General features: G+C 61.3%; 14 protein-coding genes and 1 pseudogene. 12 read left to right on the top strand and 3 right to left on the bottom strand.

The genetic code is table 11. The features are described from left to right. Nucleotides 1–737: 737 nt before the first annotated feature. The 4 genes and pseudogenes from BLV41_RS10980 to BLV41_RS10990 all read left to right on the top strand — a co-directional run. Nucleotides 738–2,780, top strand: a pseudogene (locus tag BLV41_RS10980) (glycoside hydrolase N-terminal domain-containing protein); the annotation flags it as partial. Between the two features lie 95 nt (nt 2,781–2,875). Continuing rightward, nucleotides 2,876–3,970, top strand: a complete 1,095-nt coding sequence (locus tag BLV41_RS22295) for a glycosyl hydrolase family 95 catalytic domain-containing protein (RefSeq protein WP_425284273.1) — start codon at nt 2,876–2,878, stop codon at nt 3,968–3,970. A 202-nt stretch (nt 3,971–4,172) separates the two neighbouring features. Then, entirely contained in the window at nt 4,173–6,245 is a 2,073-nt protein-coding gene (locus BLV41_RS10985) for an HNH endonuclease signature motif containing protein (RefSeq protein WP_083360732.1), read from the top strand. A gap of 127 nt (nt 6,246–6,372) precedes the next feature. Further along, nucleotides 6,373–6,849, top strand: a complete 477-nt coding sequence (locus tag BLV41_RS10990; RefSeq protein WP_044577147.1) for a DUF6941 family protein — start codon at nt 6,373–6,375, stop codon at nt 6,847–6,849. Between the two features lie 58 nt (nt 6,850–6,907). On the opposite strand, the gene BLV41_RS10995 is transcribed toward BLV41_RS10990, so the two are convergent. Beyond that, nucleotides 6,908–7,612, bottom strand: a complete 705-nt coding sequence (locus BLV41_RS10995) for a FadR/GntR family transcriptional regulator (protein ID WP_044577144.1) — start codon at nt 7,610–7,612, stop codon at nt 6,908–6,910. A gap of 160 nt (nt 7,613–7,772) precedes the next feature. On the opposite strand from BLV41_RS10995, the gene BLV41_RS11000 reads away from it, so the two are divergent. The 5 genes from BLV41_RS11000 (at nt 7,773) to BLV41_RS11020 (ending at nt 13,244) form a co-directional block, all read left to right on the top strand. Then, nucleotides 7,773–9,242: a four-carbon acid sugar kinase family protein gene (locus BLV41_RS11000; protein WP_074711668.1), complete on the top strand. Its 1,470-nt coding sequence runs from the start codon at nt 7,773–7,775 to the stop codon at nt 9,240–9,242. A 25-nt stretch (nt 9,243–9,267) separates the two neighbouring features. Continuing rightward, the gene (locus BLV41_RS11005) at nt 9,268–10,170 is read left to right on the top strand and encodes an NAD(P)-dependent oxidoreductase (protein WP_074711669.1); all 903 of its coding nucleotides are present in this window, start codon (nt 9,268–9,270) and stop codon (nt 10,168–10,170) included. 51 nt (nt 10,171–10,221) lie between these two features. After that, on the top strand, nt 10,222–11,676 hold the full coding sequence (locus BLV41_RS11010; RefSeq protein WP_074711670.1) for a GntP family transporter: 1,455 nt from the start codon (nt 10,222–10,224) through the stop codon (nt 11,674–11,676). After that, nucleotides 11,676–12,518 carry a class II fructose-bisphosphate aldolase gene (locus BLV41_RS11015; RefSeq protein ID WP_074711671.1) on the top strand — a complete coding sequence of 281 codons (843 nt, stop codon included), beginning with the start codon at nt 11,676–11,678 and terminating at the stop codon, nt 12,516–12,518. The genes BLV41_RS11010 and BLV41_RS11015 overlap by 1 nt, the downstream gene beginning before the upstream one ends. 231 nt (nt 12,519–12,749) lie before the next feature. Beyond that, nucleotides 12,750–13,244 carry an RNA polymerase sigma factor gene (locus BLV41_RS11020; RefSeq protein ID WP_244516859.1) on the top strand — a complete coding sequence of 165 codons (495 nt, stop codon included), beginning with the start codon at nt 12,750–12,752 and terminating at the stop codon, nt 13,242–13,244. Here the strand turns inward: BLV41_RS11020 and BLV41_RS11025 are convergent. Further along, entirely contained in the window at nt 13,216–13,527 is a 312-nt protein-coding gene (locus BLV41_RS11025; RefSeq protein ID WP_074711673.1) for a monooxygenase, read from the bottom strand. The two genes, BLV41_RS11020 and BLV41_RS11025, sit on opposite strands and share 29 nt — an antisense overlap. 243 nt (nt 13,528–13,770) lie before the next feature. Here BLV41_RS11025 and BLV41_RS22075 point away from each other — a divergent pair, with 243 nt between their 5' ends. Beyond that, nucleotides 13,771–13,938 carry a hypothetical protein gene (locus tag BLV41_RS22075; RefSeq protein WP_170835460.1) on the top strand — a complete coding sequence of 56 codons (168 nt, stop codon included), beginning with the start codon at nt 13,771–13,773 and terminating at the stop codon, nt 13,936–13,938. A 27-nt stretch (nt 13,939–13,965) separates the two neighbouring features. On the opposite strand, the gene BLV41_RS11030 is transcribed toward BLV41_RS22075, so the two are convergent. Further along, a complete protein-coding gene (locus BLV41_RS11030) occupies nt 13,966–15,189 on the bottom strand; it encodes an ROK family protein (RefSeq protein ID WP_074713269.1) in 1,224 nt (407 codons plus the stop codon). Between the two features lie 334 nt (nt 15,190–15,523). On the opposite strand from BLV41_RS11030, the gene xylA reads away from it, so the two are divergent. Continuing rightward, complete coding sequence (gene xylA, locus BLV41_RS11035) at nt 15,524–16,714, top strand: xylose isomerase (protein ID WP_074711674.1); 1,191 nt, start codon at nt 15,524–15,526, stop codon at nt 16,712–16,714. 4 nt (nt 16,715–16,718) lie between these two features. Next, nucleotides 16,719–18,176 carry a xylulokinase gene (gene xylB / locus BLV41_RS11040; RefSeq protein ID WP_074711675.1) on the top strand — a complete coding sequence of 486 codons (1,458 nt, stop codon included), beginning with the start codon at nt 16,719–16,721 and terminating at the stop codon, nt 18,174–18,176. The last annotated feature ends 208 nt before the right edge of the window (nt 18,177–18,384 follow it).

An 18,384-nucleotide genomic window follows, 5' to 3' on the forward strand; every position in this document is an offset into this window, starting at 1 on the left:
CATTGGCATTGACTCACGGGGGATTCCACATGATAGCCATCGGGTTGCTCCCCCGTGCGCGGGGCAGATGCGATCCGCGCCCGACAAGGAAGAGGGGCAAGCCATGACAGTTTCACCGTCGGTCGTCTATTAGGTGACACGCAGGACGTCCAAACCATGACGCTTGCATTCCAAGAACAAGAAGCACTCCCGTGCGATTAGATGGCGACTCCGCATTCAAAGCTGCCAGCGGCTGTGGCGTTTTGCCGGGTCATTTTGGATTTAGAAGTTCATGACTATGGAGCGGTCTACGGAAAGGCTCAAAGCCGAGGCCACTTGGCCAAGGAGCCGACTACCTTGTGTTGTTCCGCATACATGCTCGAGGTCGATGGCAACCAGCTGGAAATGTTCTCGCCGGAGAAGAAGTGGAAGCGGTGCTCATGACACGTTGGATACATCACTGACGGCGCGCCATCCACGCTTGCGCCGGACTACCCATAGCTTTGAGCGCGACCCAGCGTTGCTCCCCCGAAGGTGAGAGTTAACCGGTTCGCTGCTGAGTTTCAAGAGACTCTATCGCTGGAGCTAGAGACATAAGTGAACATTTCTCACCACTCCCGATCCACATGGTCAACTCCGCGTCAGCACCTAGACATCCGATGTTATGCGTGCCAAAATTGCTCATTGTCACGCAAATCACAGCTATTTCCCGGAAATGCGTTGATAAACACCAGACCAATGTAGTTCAGGAGTTGTCAATGACCTTCGCACAGCCCACCCGCCGCCAAGCTCTCAAATTGGGCGGGGCACTCGCCCTCACACCCCTTGTCACCCAGCTTTTCCTCCAATCAGCATCCGCCAAGACGGCAACGCTCCCCGCCACAGTTCTGGCGCCCCACCCGGCTCTTTCCAGCCACGCGCTTTGGTACCAGCTTCCCGCCACAGATTGGCAGTCCGGCGCCCTTCCCATCGGCAACGGCCGCTTGGGCGCCATGCTCTTCGGCGATCCCTCGCAAGACAGAATCCAGTTCAACGAGCAGAGCCTTTGGGGCGGCGTCAACAACTACGACAACGCGTTGGCCGGCCAACCCGACGGAGCCTACGACACCAGCGTCACCGGATTCGGCTCCTACAGGAACTTCGGCGACGTCATTGTCAGCTTCGCCGAACGGCCCGTTGTCACCTCACCCGGTGGACCCTACAAGATCTGGGGCGCCGAAGGCGTGGACGCTTCCGTTGACAACAACACCGGCACCAAATGGTGCATCGATGGCCCTCCCTCAACCGTCACCTGGCAAATCAAACTGCCGTCCGGCGCAGTTGTCTCCAGATACACCTTCACCAGCGCCAACGATGTCCCTGCACGCGACCCGCAGAACTGGACCTTCTCAGGTTCCCAGAACGGCGAAAACTGGACCGTCTTGGATTCACGATCACTACCTGCGCCATTCGAAACCCGACTCCAAGCCAAGGAATTCACCGCAGCAAACCAGACTGCCTACTCCTTCTACAAGTTTGATTTCATGCCCAAGCCGGGAGTGAGTCACTTCCAGGTCTCGGAAATCTCCTTGGCCGGCGTCAGCATGGGCGGGCAGTCCGCCCTCTACCTCTCCTCCCCCACAGTCCAGTCCGACGGCGACGGTCAAGGCGCCGACATCATGCGCACCCTCGACGGGTCCCCAACAACGGCTTGGTCGGCACCCAACCCGGGATCCGGCGTCGTATGGCAGGCAGACCTTGGCAAGGCCGTAGCCCTGACCTCGTATTCCCTCACCTCCGCGCCGGAAAGCCCTAGCGACGATCCAACTCAGTGGGTCCTGGAAGGATCAAGCAACCGCCGCGACTGGGTTGTCCTGGATTCGCGCTCACCCGGGGCACCTTTCGCCTCACGTGGCCAAACCGCCTCCTTCCCCCTGCCCGGCGCTGCGACCTTCAGCTCCTACCGATTGACGCTGCGCGGAGCTGCCGGCGCCGCGAACCTGCGCATCGCCGAGGTGAGGTTGCAGGGCAACGACTTCGATTCCCGCGCAACATCTGCCGTGGCCGAGTACAAGCGCGCCTTGGACCCCACCATTGGCGTCCATCTCACTCAATTTGGCACCGCTGGCAACCGCGTCCTGCGAGAAGCATTCGCCAGCCGGACCGCAGATGTGATCGTGATGCGCTACGAAACAGACCGCCCCGGCGGACTCACGGCGTCGTTGGCGCTGTCATCAGGACAGGGCGTCACCACCACGGCCAGCGCCCCCTCGCGCTCCCTCACCTTCTCCGGGACCATGGCCAATCAGCTCAAACACGCGGCCACCCTGCGAATCGTCGACACCGACGGCACAGTAACAGGCGAAGGCGCGAGTCTGCGCGTTCAGGGTGCGTCCACCATGACCCTGATTCTCGATGCCCGCACCAATTACAAGCTCGACGCCGCAGCCGGTTGGCGCGGAGCCGATCCCGAACCCGGCATCACCGCGGCCATCAACGCCGCCTCGCTCAAGAGCTACGACGCCTTGCGCGCCGAGCACCAGAGCGAACTCTCGCCGCTCATGTCCCGCGTCTCAGTTGATTGGGGTACGACGCCGGAGAACGTCGCCAAGGTGCCCACCGACGTCCGGCTCGCGACTTACGGGGCCGGGCAGGATGATCCCAGCTTGGAGCAAACCATGTTTGCCTACGGCCGTTACCTGCTGCTTGGTTCCTCCCGGCCCGGTGGCCTGCCGGCCAACTTGCAGGGCCTGTGGAATGACAGCAACCAGCCGGCTTGGGCCTCGGATTACCACACCAACATCAACGTCCAGATGAACTACTGGGGCGCCGAAACCACCAACCTGGCTGAAAGCCACGAACCACCAACCTGGCTGAAAGCCACGAACCACTCATCGAGTTCATCAAACAAGTTGCGGTGCCCAGCCGGGTCGCCACCCGCAACGCATTTGGAGCGGACACTCGCGGCTGGACGGCCAGGACCAGCCAGAGCATCTTCGGTGGCAACTCGTGGGAGTGGAACACCGTTGCCAGCGCTTGGTATGGCCAACACATTTACGAGCACTGGGCCTTTACACAGGACAAGGCCTACCTGCGCGAGACGGCTGTTCCGCTCCTGAAGGAGATCTGCCAGTTCTGGGAGGACCGGCTGGTGTTGGATGCCAACGGCAAGCTGGTGGCCCCGGATGGATGGTCGCCCGAACATGGGCCCCGCGAAAACGGTGTCATGTATGACCAGCAGATCATCTGGGACCTCTTCCAGAACTACGTTGACTGCGAGGCCGCAGCGGGATTGGACCCGGACTATCAGGCTCGCGTCCAAGAGCTGCAGAACAAGTTGGCCCCCAACAAGATTGGGAAGTGGGGTCAATTGCAGGAATGGCAAGCAGACAGGGATGACCCCGCCGATATCCACCGCCATACTTCCCACTTGTTCGCGGTGTACCCGGGGCGTCAAATCAATCTGGCAGAATCACCGGAACTGGCCGCGGCCGCGTTGGTCTCATTGAAAGCACGCTGCGGCGAGAAGGACGGAACGCCCTTCACGGAAGGCAGCGTCTCCGGCGACAGCCGCCGGTCCTGGACCTGGCCATGGCGTGCTGCACTGTTTGCCCGCTTGGGTGAAGCCGAACGCGCCCGGTTCATGGTGCGCGGATTGCTGAGCTTCAACACCTTGCCCAACCTGTTCTGCAACCACCCGCCGTTCCAGATGGACGGCAACTTCGGCATCACAGGTGCCGTGGCGGAGATGCTGATCCAGAGCCACACCGGCACCATCCACCTACTCCCTGCACTGCCCGCGTCTTGGGCTGACGGAGCCTTCACCGGACTCCGGGCACGCGGAGGCTACCAAATCGATTGCACCTGGAAGTCCGGAAAGGTCACCGAGGTTGTTGTCATTGGCGACAAGTCACCGAACCAGGGCAACATCACCATCCGAATGAACGGGAAGGATTACAAGGTCAAGCCCACGAAGCCGGGCCACAAGACCAAGCCGTTCTCGCCTAGCTAGGCGCATGGTGGGTTGGGCTTGTTGAAAGCAAGGGTTTCGGCAGGCTCAACCCACCGTGCACGCATCCGACGCACTGTGTCGGTACGTTGGTCCGTGACAGAAGAGGCGGTCCACGTGCCGATGAAACCATCCACGAACAATTTATAGAATAAAACTTCTAGCAACTATAGTCCTTCAAGAAAATATAGACTAAAATTGTGGTATGGGTAGTTCAACGGATTTCCCGGAGTCTCGGGGTGATTCATCCACCACAGCCAGTGTGGCGGAACTGATTGCCGCGCTCCCCTTGCCCAGGGTCGAGCCACTCGAGCACTGCCTCCACGCCCTCCGCGAACTGCCGCCACGTCCGGCCCCCCGAGCAACCGGGCCAGCCTCGTATTCGCAGTTGGATGGGGTCCGGTCCCTGATGGATCAGTGCTTGCACGCCGTCGCGGCCCTGCACCGGCATCAAAACCAGTGCGCCGCGTTACTGATCACGCTCGTGGAACAACTCGAATCAACCACCCTGATCGAGGGCCGCCTCCTGAGCCTGGATCCCTGGCAACGCACCCACTCCCTGGATCAAGTCCGCGCCGAACTCGCCATCACCCTCCACATCCCGGAAGGTGCGGCCGGCAGGCTCATGGCACACGCCACGACTCTCGTTCGTGAGTTGCCCGAGTCCCTGGCCGCCATGGAATCCGGGGAGCTGGGCTGGGACTACGCAGTCGTCATCGCCGAGGAATCAGACCTGCTTCGCACCACCGGCATCCCAACAGAAACCGTGGCCGGGTTTGAGCAACAACTCCTGAGCAAGGCTGAGGGCAGTACCTTGCGGAGCTTTCGGGAGAAAGCACGTCGCCTGCGGGAACGCTCCCACCCGGAAACCATCCCCGCCCGGACTCGCCGCGCGTATACGGATCGCCGGATCAATATCAGCCGGAGCCTGGATGGGATGTCCTGGCTCAGCCTCTACGCACCCTCCCCCGCGATCGAGGCGATCTGGGACCAATGCACCCTCACCGCCACCGCAGCCCAAGGCCCCCACGAAACCCGCACCCTGACCCAACTCCGCGCCGACGTGGCCGCAGCCCTGCTCCTGAACCAAACCATGAGCGAGAACCACATCTACCGCCCCGCCCCCGAGACAAATATCGACGACGTCGCTGATCCAGGTGCCAGCGCTCATGCTGGGGATCCGTGGTTTGCACCGACGGAGCCCGATCCTTGCACTGTCGGAGAATTCCCCGACCCGCATCACGGCGCCTTCACCCTAGAACAAGGGGTGACTCCGGTCTTTGACGACCCCGATTATTCCTCTCCCGGGTTCAGGGACCCGGACATCAGGAACAATCCGCAGTGGCATCCAGGACTAGACGTCATCCGCCTCGAACCCCTCCCCACGGCTCTCCCCACCCAGTCTCAAGGACCACTCGGTGAGGAACCCGAAACAGACCCCGGTGCGGAACCCAACAACGGCCAAGACACCCCGTACCCGCCCCTGCCACAGGCACTACCGGTCGTGATGATTCCCGTCTTCTCACTACTGGGGCTTACGAATGAGCCAGCCTGGATGGAAGGCGCCGGACCCATCAGCATGGACATCGCCCGGCGGATGAGTGAATCCGCGCCAAGCATCTACCGGCTCCTGGTCGATCCCATCAGCAACAAACCCCTCGAGGCGGGCATGGATTGCTACCGGATCACCAAAACGATGCGGACCATGCTGCGCATCAGAGATGAATACTGCCAATTCCCCGGCTGCAACGCGAAAGCCTCCACCTCCGAGATCGACCATATCCAAGCCTTCAACGCAGGCGGGAAAACCACCCCAGCAAACCTCGAACATCTCTGCAAACGCCACCACCACATGAAGCACTTCAAAGACGACAAAAACCATGACGGCCAGTATCGATCCATCAACGAACCCGAACGGAACAATCTCCACCTGCGCGGCTGGACACCCCGACGCGAAGAAGGCGGCCGTGTTTCCTGGACCACACCCACGGGCCAATACTGCCCACCAGAGCCCGGCCTCGAGCAACCACCCGCCTACCCCGAATGGATCAAAACGGCCATGGACGCCAAGCTCGCACAAAAGCTCGCAGAGCAATCTGAACACGACTGGGAAAAGGAACTACTCGACACGCCAGAAGACGACGGCAGCTGGGGACCGGCAGGCATGCCCGAACCCCCACCCGGCCTCTTCCCAGCCAACGCCGAGGAAGAAGAAATCCTCAACCTCAACGCCATCCACCGGGCACTCGAAGACCCCGCCTTGGGCCTCGCCCTTTGATCTAGCCGAAATCTAGGTCTCGACAAGCTCGACCAACGGCGGCAGGATCCACCGCAGGGGCGCACTCGACCCGCAGCACAGCCTATGGTTAAGGCAACAGCCCTCTGACAGCCACGGAGACGTCCCCATGACAGATCTATCGAGCGCAAGCGCCACCATTCTGATCGCGGATTTCGTCAACATTGACGCTGCCGGGAAGGTCAATGTGATTGGTGGCGGCATCCAGTTTCTGGGATCGGACTCCGAGGGCGGTCAGACGGCGCCGTTCTCAGTTTTTGTGAGCGTCACGGTCAGCATTCCCACCTTTGACGAGACGCAGGCCGCGGTGGAAATAGTCCTCGTGGATTCGGACGGCCAACCCGTCACGGTGGCCGGCACGGATGGGCCCAACGTGCTCAGGTTCAACCAGTCGGTCGATTTCCGACACTCGGTGACACCAGATGTCCAGTCGCCACCAATGGGATTCCCGGGAAGCTCCAACGTCGTACTGAACTTCCCCGGCGGACTGCCACTGCCCACGGGGGCGACCTACGAATGGATGGTTCTGCTGGATGGGACACGACTGTCGGCAACATCATTCTTTGTGCCGGGGTCGGCAGAATAGCTGGCCCACCCACCCACACAAAGCTAGGCTGGGCGCCGTCGAACCTTAGCCACACAACTTACTGTGAGTGGAGCACGTAGCTCTTGAGATCATTCAGGGTCTGGGTCATGTGATTGTCCATGGCAACCCTGGCCAGCTCGGGCGTGCGGACTGTAAGTGCCTTCAGGATGGCCGCATGCATGACGATTGCATTGGCCTGAATCTCAGGCACCCGAGACGTCTCCGCTCGGCGATTTTCCAGGATGCGATGCAAGGGCTCAAAGAGAACGGCCACAAAGATGTTGCCCGAGGCCTGCAGAATGATGTCGTGAAACGCAAGGTCAGATTCAACGAACGCGGGTACGTCCCCAGCCTCATGGGCTGCCTTCATCCGGCTCACCTGATCCGCCATGCGCGCCAAGTCCTCGTCAGAAATGCGCGTTGCCGCCAACTCGCAGGCGCCCGTCTCCAACATGCGACGCAGCTCGATCAGCTGGACGGCCACGACGGCGTCGTCCTCCCCCTCGGAAACAGCGCGAAGCACGGCATTGAGCGAGCCCCAGCTACCAAGCGGATTGACGAACGTTCCCCGCCCCCGTTCAACACGGAGAATGCGCTGGGCCACCAGAGTCTTCATGGCTTCCCGGACCGTCATACGGCTCACATCATGCTGGGAACTCAGCTCCAACTCACCAGGAACCAGCGAATCGGGTGCGAATTCTCCCGCGACGATTCGGTCCAGCAAATCATCAGCCACCACGTCGGTCAACGACTTGCGCGCCATGTCTCCCTTTCCTCACATCCTCGGATCATCAGTTTAGGGCCTTCCCGCCGGGCCCTGGGCATCCACTTGCGAAGACCCTGTGTCTCGTGCCACAATAACATTCAAATGTTAGATGTCAGACATCTTACAAAAGAGTTTCCCCACAAAGAGGTGTGAAGTAATGATTGTTGAATCCGAGCTGTTGGCAGGCTTCCCGGCCGAGGTCCACGTACCGGCCAGCATGGTGGCGAGCACAGTTGCCGCCTCCAACCGCGTACTCATTGTTCTCGACGACGATCCCACCGGAACCCAGTCCGTCTCCGGCCTGCCCGTCCTCACCCGTTGGGACGTTGCGGACTTCGATTGGGTTTTCGCTCACAGGATCGACGGCGCCGCAGCCAAGGCTGTGTACGTCCTGACCAACACCCGCAGCCTGGACCCCGCCGAAGCCCAGGCCCGCAACCAGGAGATCGTGGTCAACGCCTTGGCTTCGGCCCGTGCGGCTGGCATTTCTGTGGGCTTCGTAAGCCGCAGCGATTCAACTCTCCGCGGACACTTCCCCCTTGAGCCGGACACCATTGCCGCGACGATGGGCACCGAAGGCGCTGGCTCGGTCGACGGCGTGGTCATCGTTCCGGCCTTCCCCGACGCTGGCCGCATCACGATCGGCGGCATTCACTACACCCGCGGTGACCAGGGTGCTCTCATCCCCGTTGCCGAAACTGAATTCGCCAAGGACGCCAGCTTCGGCTTCACTCACTCCTCCCTTGCCGACTACGTCGAAGAAAAGTCCGGCGGCCGCATTCCCGCCACCCGCGTCATCACGATTGACCTTCACCTCATTCGCCGCGATACCCCCGAGACTGGCGCCACAGCGATCGCTGATGCCCTCGACGCTGCCACGGATTCCACCCCGATCGTGGTCGACGCCGTGACGGAAAACGATCTGCGCGTCCTGGCATTGGGGTTGGAAGAATCCGAGCGTCGCGGAAAGTCATTCATCTACCGGGTTGGGCCGCCGTTTGTGCGCGCCCGCATTGGCCAGGAAATCCACGAGCCGCTGGTCGCCGCTGAAATCTTCCACGCTGGCCGGACGGTTCCAGCAGGCTCAGCCCGCGGCGGCTTGATCGTGGTTGGTTCCCACGTGGGCGTGACCACCCGCCAGCTCAAGGCGCTCACCGATGCCCACAGCTCGGCTCGAATCGTCGAGATTGATGTGGAACAACTCCTGTCGGACGACGGCGGCGCTCACGTGTCCGCCGTCGTCGCCGACATTGTGGCCGCGTTGGCAGCGGGTGACGTCATTGTCCACACCAGCCGCCTGCTAATCAAAACCGATGACGCCGCAGCGAGCCTGAAGATCGCCCGAACAGTCTCGGCCGCCGTCGTCGATGTAGTCAACCGGACGCTCAAGACCACTCCACCGCGATTCGTCATTGCCAAGGGCGGCATCACGTCCTCCGATGTGGCCGCGCACGGGCTGGAAATCCGCCACGCCATTGTCCGCGGTCCCATGCTTCCGGGCATCGTTTCGCTGTGGGAACCGGTTGACGGCCCAGCCGCAGGGATTCCCTACATCGTCTTCGCCGGCAACGTGGGCGACGATCAATCCCTCGCCGACGTCACCCGCAAGCTCAGCGACACGTTCTAAACCACAAACTTTCAAGGAGACCATCATGAGCATCAACTACACCGTTACCGTACTGGGCCTGGGCGCCATGGGACTTCCCATGGCCACCCGTTTAGCTTCAGAATTGACCGTGAACGGCTTCGACATCGCCGAGCCGCGCCTGAAGCTGGCCGAAGAAGCCGGCATCCACACCTTTGACTCGGCGCAGGCTGCAGCCCGCGGTGCGGACGCCCTCCTGCTGGCCGTCCGCAACGGCGAACAGCTCAACGAGGTGCTTTTTGGTGCGAACGGCGTAGCCGCCGTACTGGCCAAGGGCTCTGTTGTCATCCTCACCAGCACTGTGGGCACCGAAGCCATCCCTTCCACGGTGGCGCGGTTGGCAGACTTCGGCGTTGAACTCGTGGACGCACCCTTGTCCGGCGGACCCGTCCGCGCCGGCCAGGGCGACCTGCTGATCGTTGTTGGCGCCTCCCCCGAAGCTCAACGCCAGGCTGCCCCGGTCCTTGAATTGCTGGCTTCAACTCTCTCGATCGTTGGTGACAAGCCAGGCGACGGACAGGCCCTCAAAACCGTCAATCAGCTGTTGTGCGGTGTCCACATTGCTGCCGCAGCCGAGGCACTTGCGCTGGCCGATGCACTGGGACTTGACCAGGCGAAGACCTTGGCCGCTCTCGAAGCCGGTGCCGCCGGATCATTCATGCTCTCCAACCGCGGCCCCCGCATCCTCGAGGCGTACACCGAAGACGGCGCCGAGGTCCTTAGCCGTTTGGATATCTTCGTCAAGGACATGGGCATTGTTGGCAAGGCCGCACGTGCCGCCGGTCTGGCAGCTCCCGTTGCCGCAGCCGCCGAGCAGCTTTTCCTGCTGGGTCAGGCCCAGGGTCTGGCCGCAGAGGACGACTCCGCCGTCATCAAGGTTGTTGCCCCCACCCAGCGTCACGCCGGCTAGGCACCCAGCACCTAACCCCTGATACTTCGTGTCAAAGGAGACATCTGAACCATGAACACCCTCATCACCCCCTTGATGCTTGCTGCGGCTGACGCTCCGGTCATCAAGCCTGAAGTAGAGCTTGGAACGCCACTATTGTTGGCGATCGCCGCCGCTGGCGTGGCCCTGCTTCTTGTCATGATCATCCGCTTCAAGATCCACGCCTTCGTGGCGCTGCTGACCGTCAGTATTCTGGTGGCCGTGGCGGCCCGGATTCCGCTGGGCAGCATTTTCACAGTTGTCTCCACGGGAGTGGGCGGAACCATGGGCAAAGTGGCGTTGCTTATTGCTCTTGGCGCCATTCTGGGACGCATGATTGAAGTTTCCGGCGGCGTGCAATCGTTGGCCGACCACTTCACGGCCAAGCTGGGGCCCAAGCGTGTGGCCGTTGCCTTGACCATTGTTGGCTTCCTGGTTGCCATCCCGGTGTTCTTTGAAGTTGGCGTGATTGTCCTTGTGCCGATCGTCTATGCGTTCGCCAAAATCGCCAAGGTCCACCCCATCAAGTTTGGTTTGCCCATGGCCGGCATCATGCTTGCCATCCACGTGGCCGTTCCGCCGCACCCGGGCATTGTGGCCGGTGCAGGCGTTCTGGGAGCCGATGTTGGACTCATCATGATCATTTCACTGATCATCTGTGTGCCACTGGGCTTCCTGTCCTACTGGGTTGCCAGCATCATGAACCGCAAGGAATTTGCCCTGTTGCCCAGCGTGCGTGCGCAGATTGAGGAGTTCGGTAACCCGGAAACCCTCGTGGCATCACACAAGGGCACCACGGCGCCGCCTCGCCCCCGCTTGATCATTGGGCTTATTGCCGCTCCGATTGTCTTGATCCTTGCCGGCACCATCGGCACCATGACGCTCCCCAAAGACTCGTTCTGGTACAGCTTCAGCTCGTTTGTGGGCAACCCCTTCTTCGCCTTGCTCGTGGCCGTGGGGCTTTCCTTCTTCACGTTGGCGGTCCGCCGCGGCTGGTCCCTCCAGGAAACCAGCGACATCTTTGAGGGTGCGCTGCCGCCCATCGCCTCCATCTTGATGATCGTGGCTGGTGGTGGCATCTTTGGCACCGTCCTGCAGGTCAGCGGAATTGGCGGGGCACTGTCCCACACGCTCGACGGCTGGGGCGTTCCCGTTCTGCTGCTCGGCTTCATCATTTCCCTGGCCTTGCGTGCGGCCCAGGGTTCGGCAACTGTGGCCATCGTGACCACCACGGGACTGCTTTCCAGCGCGATCTTGGCTGGCGGTTACTCGCCGCTCCAGATCGCCGTCATTACAGTCGCGATCGGTTTTGGAGCGCTGGGCCTCTCCCACGTCACCGACGCCGGATTCTGGGTGGTGGTCCGCTACTACGGCTTGACTGTCGCCGACGGCTTGCGGACCTGGACGGTGCTCACCACCATCCTTGGACTGGCCGGATTTGCACTGACCTTTGTAGTTTGGATCTTTGTAGGAGGCTTGAACACCTGATGCGTACATCATTGAACACCTTGGTTTCTGAATCCCTGGCCCGCGGCAACGCCGTCCCAGCATTCACCTGCTACGACTTCACCACAGCCCTTGCCGTGGTGGCCGAAGCCGAATCGGCCGGCCGCGGAGTGATTCTCTTGGTTGCCCCGAAGACCGCCGCATCAACGCAGGGTCTGCGGCTTGTGACGGCCCTGCGAGCGTTGGCGGATGCCGCTTCTGTTCCAGTGTCTGTACAACTGGATCATGCAAGCGACATCCCCACGATTTTGGCTGGCATCGAGGCCGGAGCTGACTCCGTCCTGGCCGACGGATCTTCCCTGGATATCAACGCCAACATCGCTTTGGTTCGCGCGGTGCGGGAAGCCATTGCCGATCCTTCCGTGGTCATCGAGGCCGAGCTGGGCGGGCTGGCTGGCGACGAGGACCGCGCTTTCGCAGCTGTGGCTACAGGGTTGACAGCGGCAGATCAGGTTGCTGGATTTGTCCGCGACAGCGGAGCGCAGCTGCTTGCCGTCGCCGTCGGAAATGTCCACGGCAAGTACGCCGGCGAGCCCAACCTTCGGTGGGATCTGCTGGAGCAAATCTCAGCTTTCTCCGGTGTTCCGCTGGTACTCCACGGAGCGTCCGGTATTCCCGCCGACGATCTCGCCCGAACTCCGGCGTTTGGCGTGGGCAAGGTCAACTTCAACACTGAGCTGCGCACCAGCGTGTTGCACATGCTCGAAAATGAAACCGGCGCGCACCGGGCCGACGGCGAAAACCTCTTGGGGCTTGTCAACGTTTGGCAGAACACTGTACGAGGATTCACGGGCAGCACATTGCGGACCCTTGGCGCCGGATAGCTTAATGGTGCACCTAACGTTGCGCTTATGTAGGCGTCGAGAACTGTTGGCTTCACGGTCGGGACGTTGACTGGATCGGGCTGAACCCACCCACGCAGTGCCATCACACGACTGTATTAACATTGGATGGGGCCCTCCAATCTGGCAGCCCCTCACTTCAGATGGTTGGTGTCCATGATCGTCCACGAAACTGCGAAGCGCAGCCGGGATGCTCGGTCGTCGTTTCTTGCCATGATTTCTGGCCAACCGGACAGGCTTAGACGGCGAAGCATCTCCCTGGGTGTCGCTCCAGACGACGCCCAAGATGTGGCCCAAACGGCTTTGCTGCGGGCTTGGCGCTCCATCGAAACATTGCAGTCCCTGGAACCCGGACAGATGTGCTCGTGGCTGGACAGAATTGCACGAAACACTGCGATCGACCTCGCCCGCAAGCAAGCGCGGGCCTCGCTGGTACCGCTCGAGGAAAGCATCGAAGATCCCAAGAGCTTCCCTCGAGAAAGTGAAGTCCGGGAGATCCTTAACAGCGCATTGCACGCCATCGCGAATCTCCCGCTAACGCTCCGAGAACCGCTGATCCTCAGCGTGGCAGAAGAGCTGACCGCACCCGAGATCGCCGATCGACTGCAGATATCCGCTGCCGCCGTGCGGCAGCGGATATCCCGGGCCCGCAAGCGGCTCATCGAGAGCCGGGACGGTGCTACTCCCGGCTCAGCGAAGCATTCGTGATCGCGGACAGCGGCTCGTTGACTTCATGACGGTTGATGATCACTCCTGTGACGCCCAAGGATTCCAACCGGCCTGAGTGCAGCTCTATGAAATCATCGGCGGCCGCAGCGTCGGCGAAGAGGTAAACCCCACCCGCGGATTTCTCGCCCGGCTTCTCCGTCCAAACTTTCCAGACAAGGCCGGGTTGCTTGTCGATTTCGGCAGCCAGCGGCGCGAAGGCAGTTGCCATGTCAGCGCCGAAGGGGCCCTCAAAGGGGAAGTCAAAGATGACGAGGTTCAACATGAGGAATTTCCTTCTTTCCGGAGCCCCACGTTGGGGTTCCCACTTGGAAAGACGCTGGTATCAGCAAAGTGTGACATCGGTTCGGAGATTATCTTGCCGGGACAGCTCGGCGGCAGTGGGATCATGCGTCGCGAGCTTGGCTCGTTGTGAATGCGAAAGGACATATCCGGTGCCTTGAACGCCGCAAGTTCCTGGGTGCGCAAAGATCTACCCGCGCCGCCTCGCCGGGGCTATTGTGTGAACATGAGCAAGAACTCCGATTATGACGACAAAGACTTGATCAACGAGCCCTCCTCCGCCGATCCCCTGGCTGAGGTCTACTCCGAGATGGTTTCCCCGGACATCGAGGAAATCAACGAGCACGCAGCTGCGCTGGAAGAAGAAGCCGAGATCGAGCCGGACTCACTGTAAGAGTCAGGACCCGACCACCGCCGCTTGTTAGCTGGCCTTGAGCCGTGACTTTGTGATGCTCGCCGGGTCGGCCAGGAGCGGGGCGAATGCCAGCTGTGCCGCGCCAATCATGAGCAGGTCCAGGCCTAGCTCGGCGCGAGCAAACCTGACGTCTTCGCGCGGCCCCATGAGCACGCGGCCGCGAACACCCGATTCCAATAGCTTCGGCGCCACCGCATACAAAAGTCCGAGGAAGCCACCCAAAATAACCAGTTCCGGGTTGAAAATGTTGACGGTTCCCCGCAGGGCCTCAGCCAGGAACCCCACCTGCCGGGTGACAAGTTCCAAGACGGCAGGCTCTGCACCTTCCTGTCGAGCAAATTCGGCCAGCAAAACGCTCTCCAGCTGCTCGCTTTCGGCAGCGTCCAAGCCAACTGCGGCAAGCAGTGCCGACTGCCGAACCTCGGTTTCCAGGCAGCCGTGCGCCCCACAATGACACAACATCCCGGCTGAATTCACCAGAGTATGTCCAAACTCGCCTGCGAATCCACTCAGTCCCCGGTAGAGCTCGTTGTTGATGACAATGCCGCCACCAATACCGCTGGCACCGCCGTTGAGATAAATATGCTGGCGTGCCCCGCGGCCGGAGCCAAAGGTACTTTCCGCCGAAATTGCGGCGGATGCATCGTTGGCGGAGACAACGGGAAGACCCAACGCGTCACCGAGCATCGCCGAGAAAGGCACGTTGTGCCAGTCGAGGTGAGGCGCCACAACAACCTCGCCGTCGGTTCCGCGAACCAGTCCCGGCACGGCAACTCCCACACCCACTGTGCGGTAGGAACTATCCAGTTCTCCCCGCATTCCGGCCACCACGGCGCCAACAATATTGACCACTTCATCAGGGGTGGGGACGCGGGCGGTGTCATAGCGGATACGTTTGAGCACCTGGCCGGAGAGTGAAACCAGCCCAATGGTCACGGCATCGACCTCAGGGTTAACTGCGATGGCCACGATGTCTTCTCGGGGCACGATGATGGCGCTGGGCCGGCCGGCATGGCTGCTAGCGCCGGGTTCGCGTTCATCGACCAGGCCAAGCTCCACCAGCTCAGCAACCAGCCCGCCAACGGTTGAGCGGTTCAGTCCGGTCATCTTGGTGACCTCCGCACGGGAAACCCTCCCCCGGACATGGGCCAGCCCCAGCACGATCGCGAGATTGTTGCGCCTCACATCATCGAGGTTGTTGCCTCTTTGCCCCGGACGCGTCTGTTCCATGGTTGCCACTGAACTCACCTCTTTCACTGCCAATAAGCGTACTGTGCTGCACTCGATCAGGCCCTTCGCCGCCTGCGCAAGGTGCTGGGCAGCCGCCGGTCGCCACCTGAGCCGTGGTCCGGCGTCGTTCTTGAAGGACGTTGGCGTGACACATTTGATTACATTAGCAACTTAATGCCCGCTTTACACCGAGTATGGCACTTTGTTCAAGAATTTACCGGAACTCAGCTCACGGCAATTCCCATGGCAATTCGCTTGACGTAGGCCACTTCCTGCAATATGTTCTTACTCAGAACTTATTTATTTGAGACTCACATCACCCCGGAGGTAACCCATGGCATTGCAGCCAACCCGCGAAGACAAATTCTCATTCGGTCTCTGGACCGTCGGATGGGAAGCACAGGACCAGTTCGGATCGGCAACACGCCCCAAGCTGGACACCGTTGAGGCCGTCAACCGTCTCAGCGATCTGGGCGCCTATGGCCTGACGTTCCACGACAACGATCTGTTCCCGTTCGATGCCACGGCAGCAGAGCGCCAGCACGAGATCGACCGCCTCAAGGGCGCCCTGGACTCCACCGGCATGATCGTGCCGATGGTGACTACCAACCTCTTCAGCCACCCTGTCTTCAAGGACGGCGGATTCACCTCCAACGACCGCGGCGTGCGTCGCTATGCCATCCGCAAGGTCATCGAGAACATTGACCTGGCCGCCGAGCTGGGCGCGGAAACGTTCGTCATGTGGGGCGGTCGCGAAGGCAGCGAATACGATTCCGCCAAGGACATCCGAGGCGCCCTGGAGCGTTACCGCGAGGCCGTGAACCTGTTGGGCGATTACGTCACCGACAAGGGCTACAACATCCGCTTCGCGATTGAGCCCAAGCCGAACGAACCCCGCGGCGACATCCTCCTGCCCACCCTTGGCCACGCCATGGCGTTCATCGAAACGCTCGAACGCCCCGAAATGGTGGGCATCAACCCGGAAACCGGCCACGAGCAAATGGCAGGACTGAACTTCACCCACGGCATCGCCCAGGCGCTTTATCAGGGCAAGCTGTTCCACATTGACCTCAACGGCCAGCGCTCCATCAAGTTTGATCAGGACCTGGTATTCGGCCATGGCGATCTGCAAAACGCGTTCTCCCTGGTTGACCTGCTTGAAAACGGCGGCCCCAACGGTGGCCCGTCCTACACCGGCCCGCGCCACTTTGACTACAAGCCCTCACGCACCGAAGACATCAACGGCGTTTGGGATTCGGCCGCCGCCAACATGCAGACCTACCTGCTGCTCAAGGAACGCGCCACAGCATTTCGCGCCGATCCCGAGGTTCAGGCCGCGCTGCTCGCCTCCCGCGTGGATGAAATCAACGAGCCCACCCTGAACCCGGGTGAGACCTGGGAAGCCCTCCGCGCCGACAAGGCCTCCTACGAGGAATTCGACACAGAATCGTACTTCGGCGGCAAGGGCTTCGGCTTCGTCAAGCTGCAGCAGCTCTTCATTGAGCACCTGCTGGGCGCCCGGTAACCCCATGGCACTGGTTGCCGGGATCGATTCCTCGACCCAAAGCTGCAAGGTTGTCATTCTCGATTCCGACACCGGAGCCACCATCCGCACCGGCCGGGCACCCCACCCGGACGGCACGGAAGTCAGCCCCACCTTCTGGTGGACTGCGTTGTTAGAAGCCATGCACGACGCCGGAGGGCTGGCTGATGTTTCCTCCCTCGCCATCGCTGGACAACAGCATGGAATGGTCCTGCTGGACGCAGAGGGTCGTGTGATTCGCGACGCCCTGCTGTGGAACGATACCCGTTCTGCGGTGTCCGCCGAGGCCCTCATTGCCGAGTTTGGTGCCGCAACATTGGTTGAGCGTGCCGGCTCGGTACCTGTTGCCTCGCTGACCATCACCAAGGTTCGCTGGGTGCGTGACAACGAAGCGGCCAACGCAGCACACGTGGCCGCCGTTGCGCTCCCCCACGATTGGCTGTCCTGGCGTTTGCGTGGCTATGGCCCCGCAGATGAAAGTCCGCTGGGTCCGGACCTTGAGCAATTGGCAACCGACCGTTCCGATGCCAGCGGCACAGGCTATTGGTCTCCAGCGCGGGGGGCCTATGACCTTGAGCTGTTCGAGGCTGCCTTTGGGCGGCCCGGCCGCGAAGCCGGCTCCCCCAGCCAGGCTGGAACGCACGTTGTGCTGCCCAAGGTGGTGGCACCGTCGGACGTTATGGGCACGGTGCACGCCGACCATTCAGGCGGCAATGAGATTGTGATCGGCGCCGGGGCAGGCGACAACGCAGCGGGCGCCCTGGGACTGGGGATCACCGCCGGGGACGTTGTCATTTCCCTGGGTACCAGCGGCACGGTGTTCGCTGCGGCAACGGCCGCCGTGAACGACCCCTCGGGGACGGTTGCAGGATTTGCCGACGCAGCCGGTGCGTACCTGCCGATCGCCGTCACCTTGAATGCGGCGCGAATCCTCAGCTCCGTGGCCGATCTACTGGATGTGTCCTTTGACGACTTCGCGGAGTTGGCCCTGGCTGCGAATCCCGGCAGTGACGGGGTGGTGCTGGTTCCCTACTTTGAGGGCGAACGCACCCCCAACCTGCCAAACGCCAAGGCAAGTTTCCATGGTCTTTCAATCGCCTCAACAACTCGGGCCAACACGGCCCGGGCCGCAATCGAAGGAATGCTCTGCGGCCTGGCTGATGGGCTCGACGCTGTGACGGCCTCCGGAGTCAACGCCCAGCGATTGCTGTTGATTGGCGGCGCAGCGCAAAACCCTGCCGTGCAGGCAGTGGCGGCACAGGTGTTTAGCGTGCCGGTGATCGTCCCGGCGCCCGGCGAATACGTGGCTCGGGGCGCGGCTGTCCAGGCAGAGTGGGCGCTGAATGGCGTACGTCCAGATTGGGAACTGGAACTCGATGCCGCTCCGTCAGCGGACCATCATCCGATTATTAGAGAACAGTACGGCAGCTATTCAGGTTCCTGATTTTGATTGGGCACCACTCAGCGATCCCGGCGGGCCTCACCACCTTTTATAGGTGACGGGGCCCGCCGGGATCTATTTTTTGCCTACGTGAGCGCACACAATGTTTCGCACCAGAAACGCCCTGCCGAGGTGCCCCAAACGCCGTTGGGTCAGTTTCAATCTAGTAGTTGACAGCTTTCATGTGTCGTGAGTTACACTTGTCACGAAT

Origin of the sequence: Arthrobacter alpinus, assembly GCF_900105965.1 — a bacterium.
Classification (GTDB): Bacteria; Actinomycetota; Actinomycetes; order Actinomycetales; family Micrococcaceae; genus Specibacter; species Specibacter alpinus.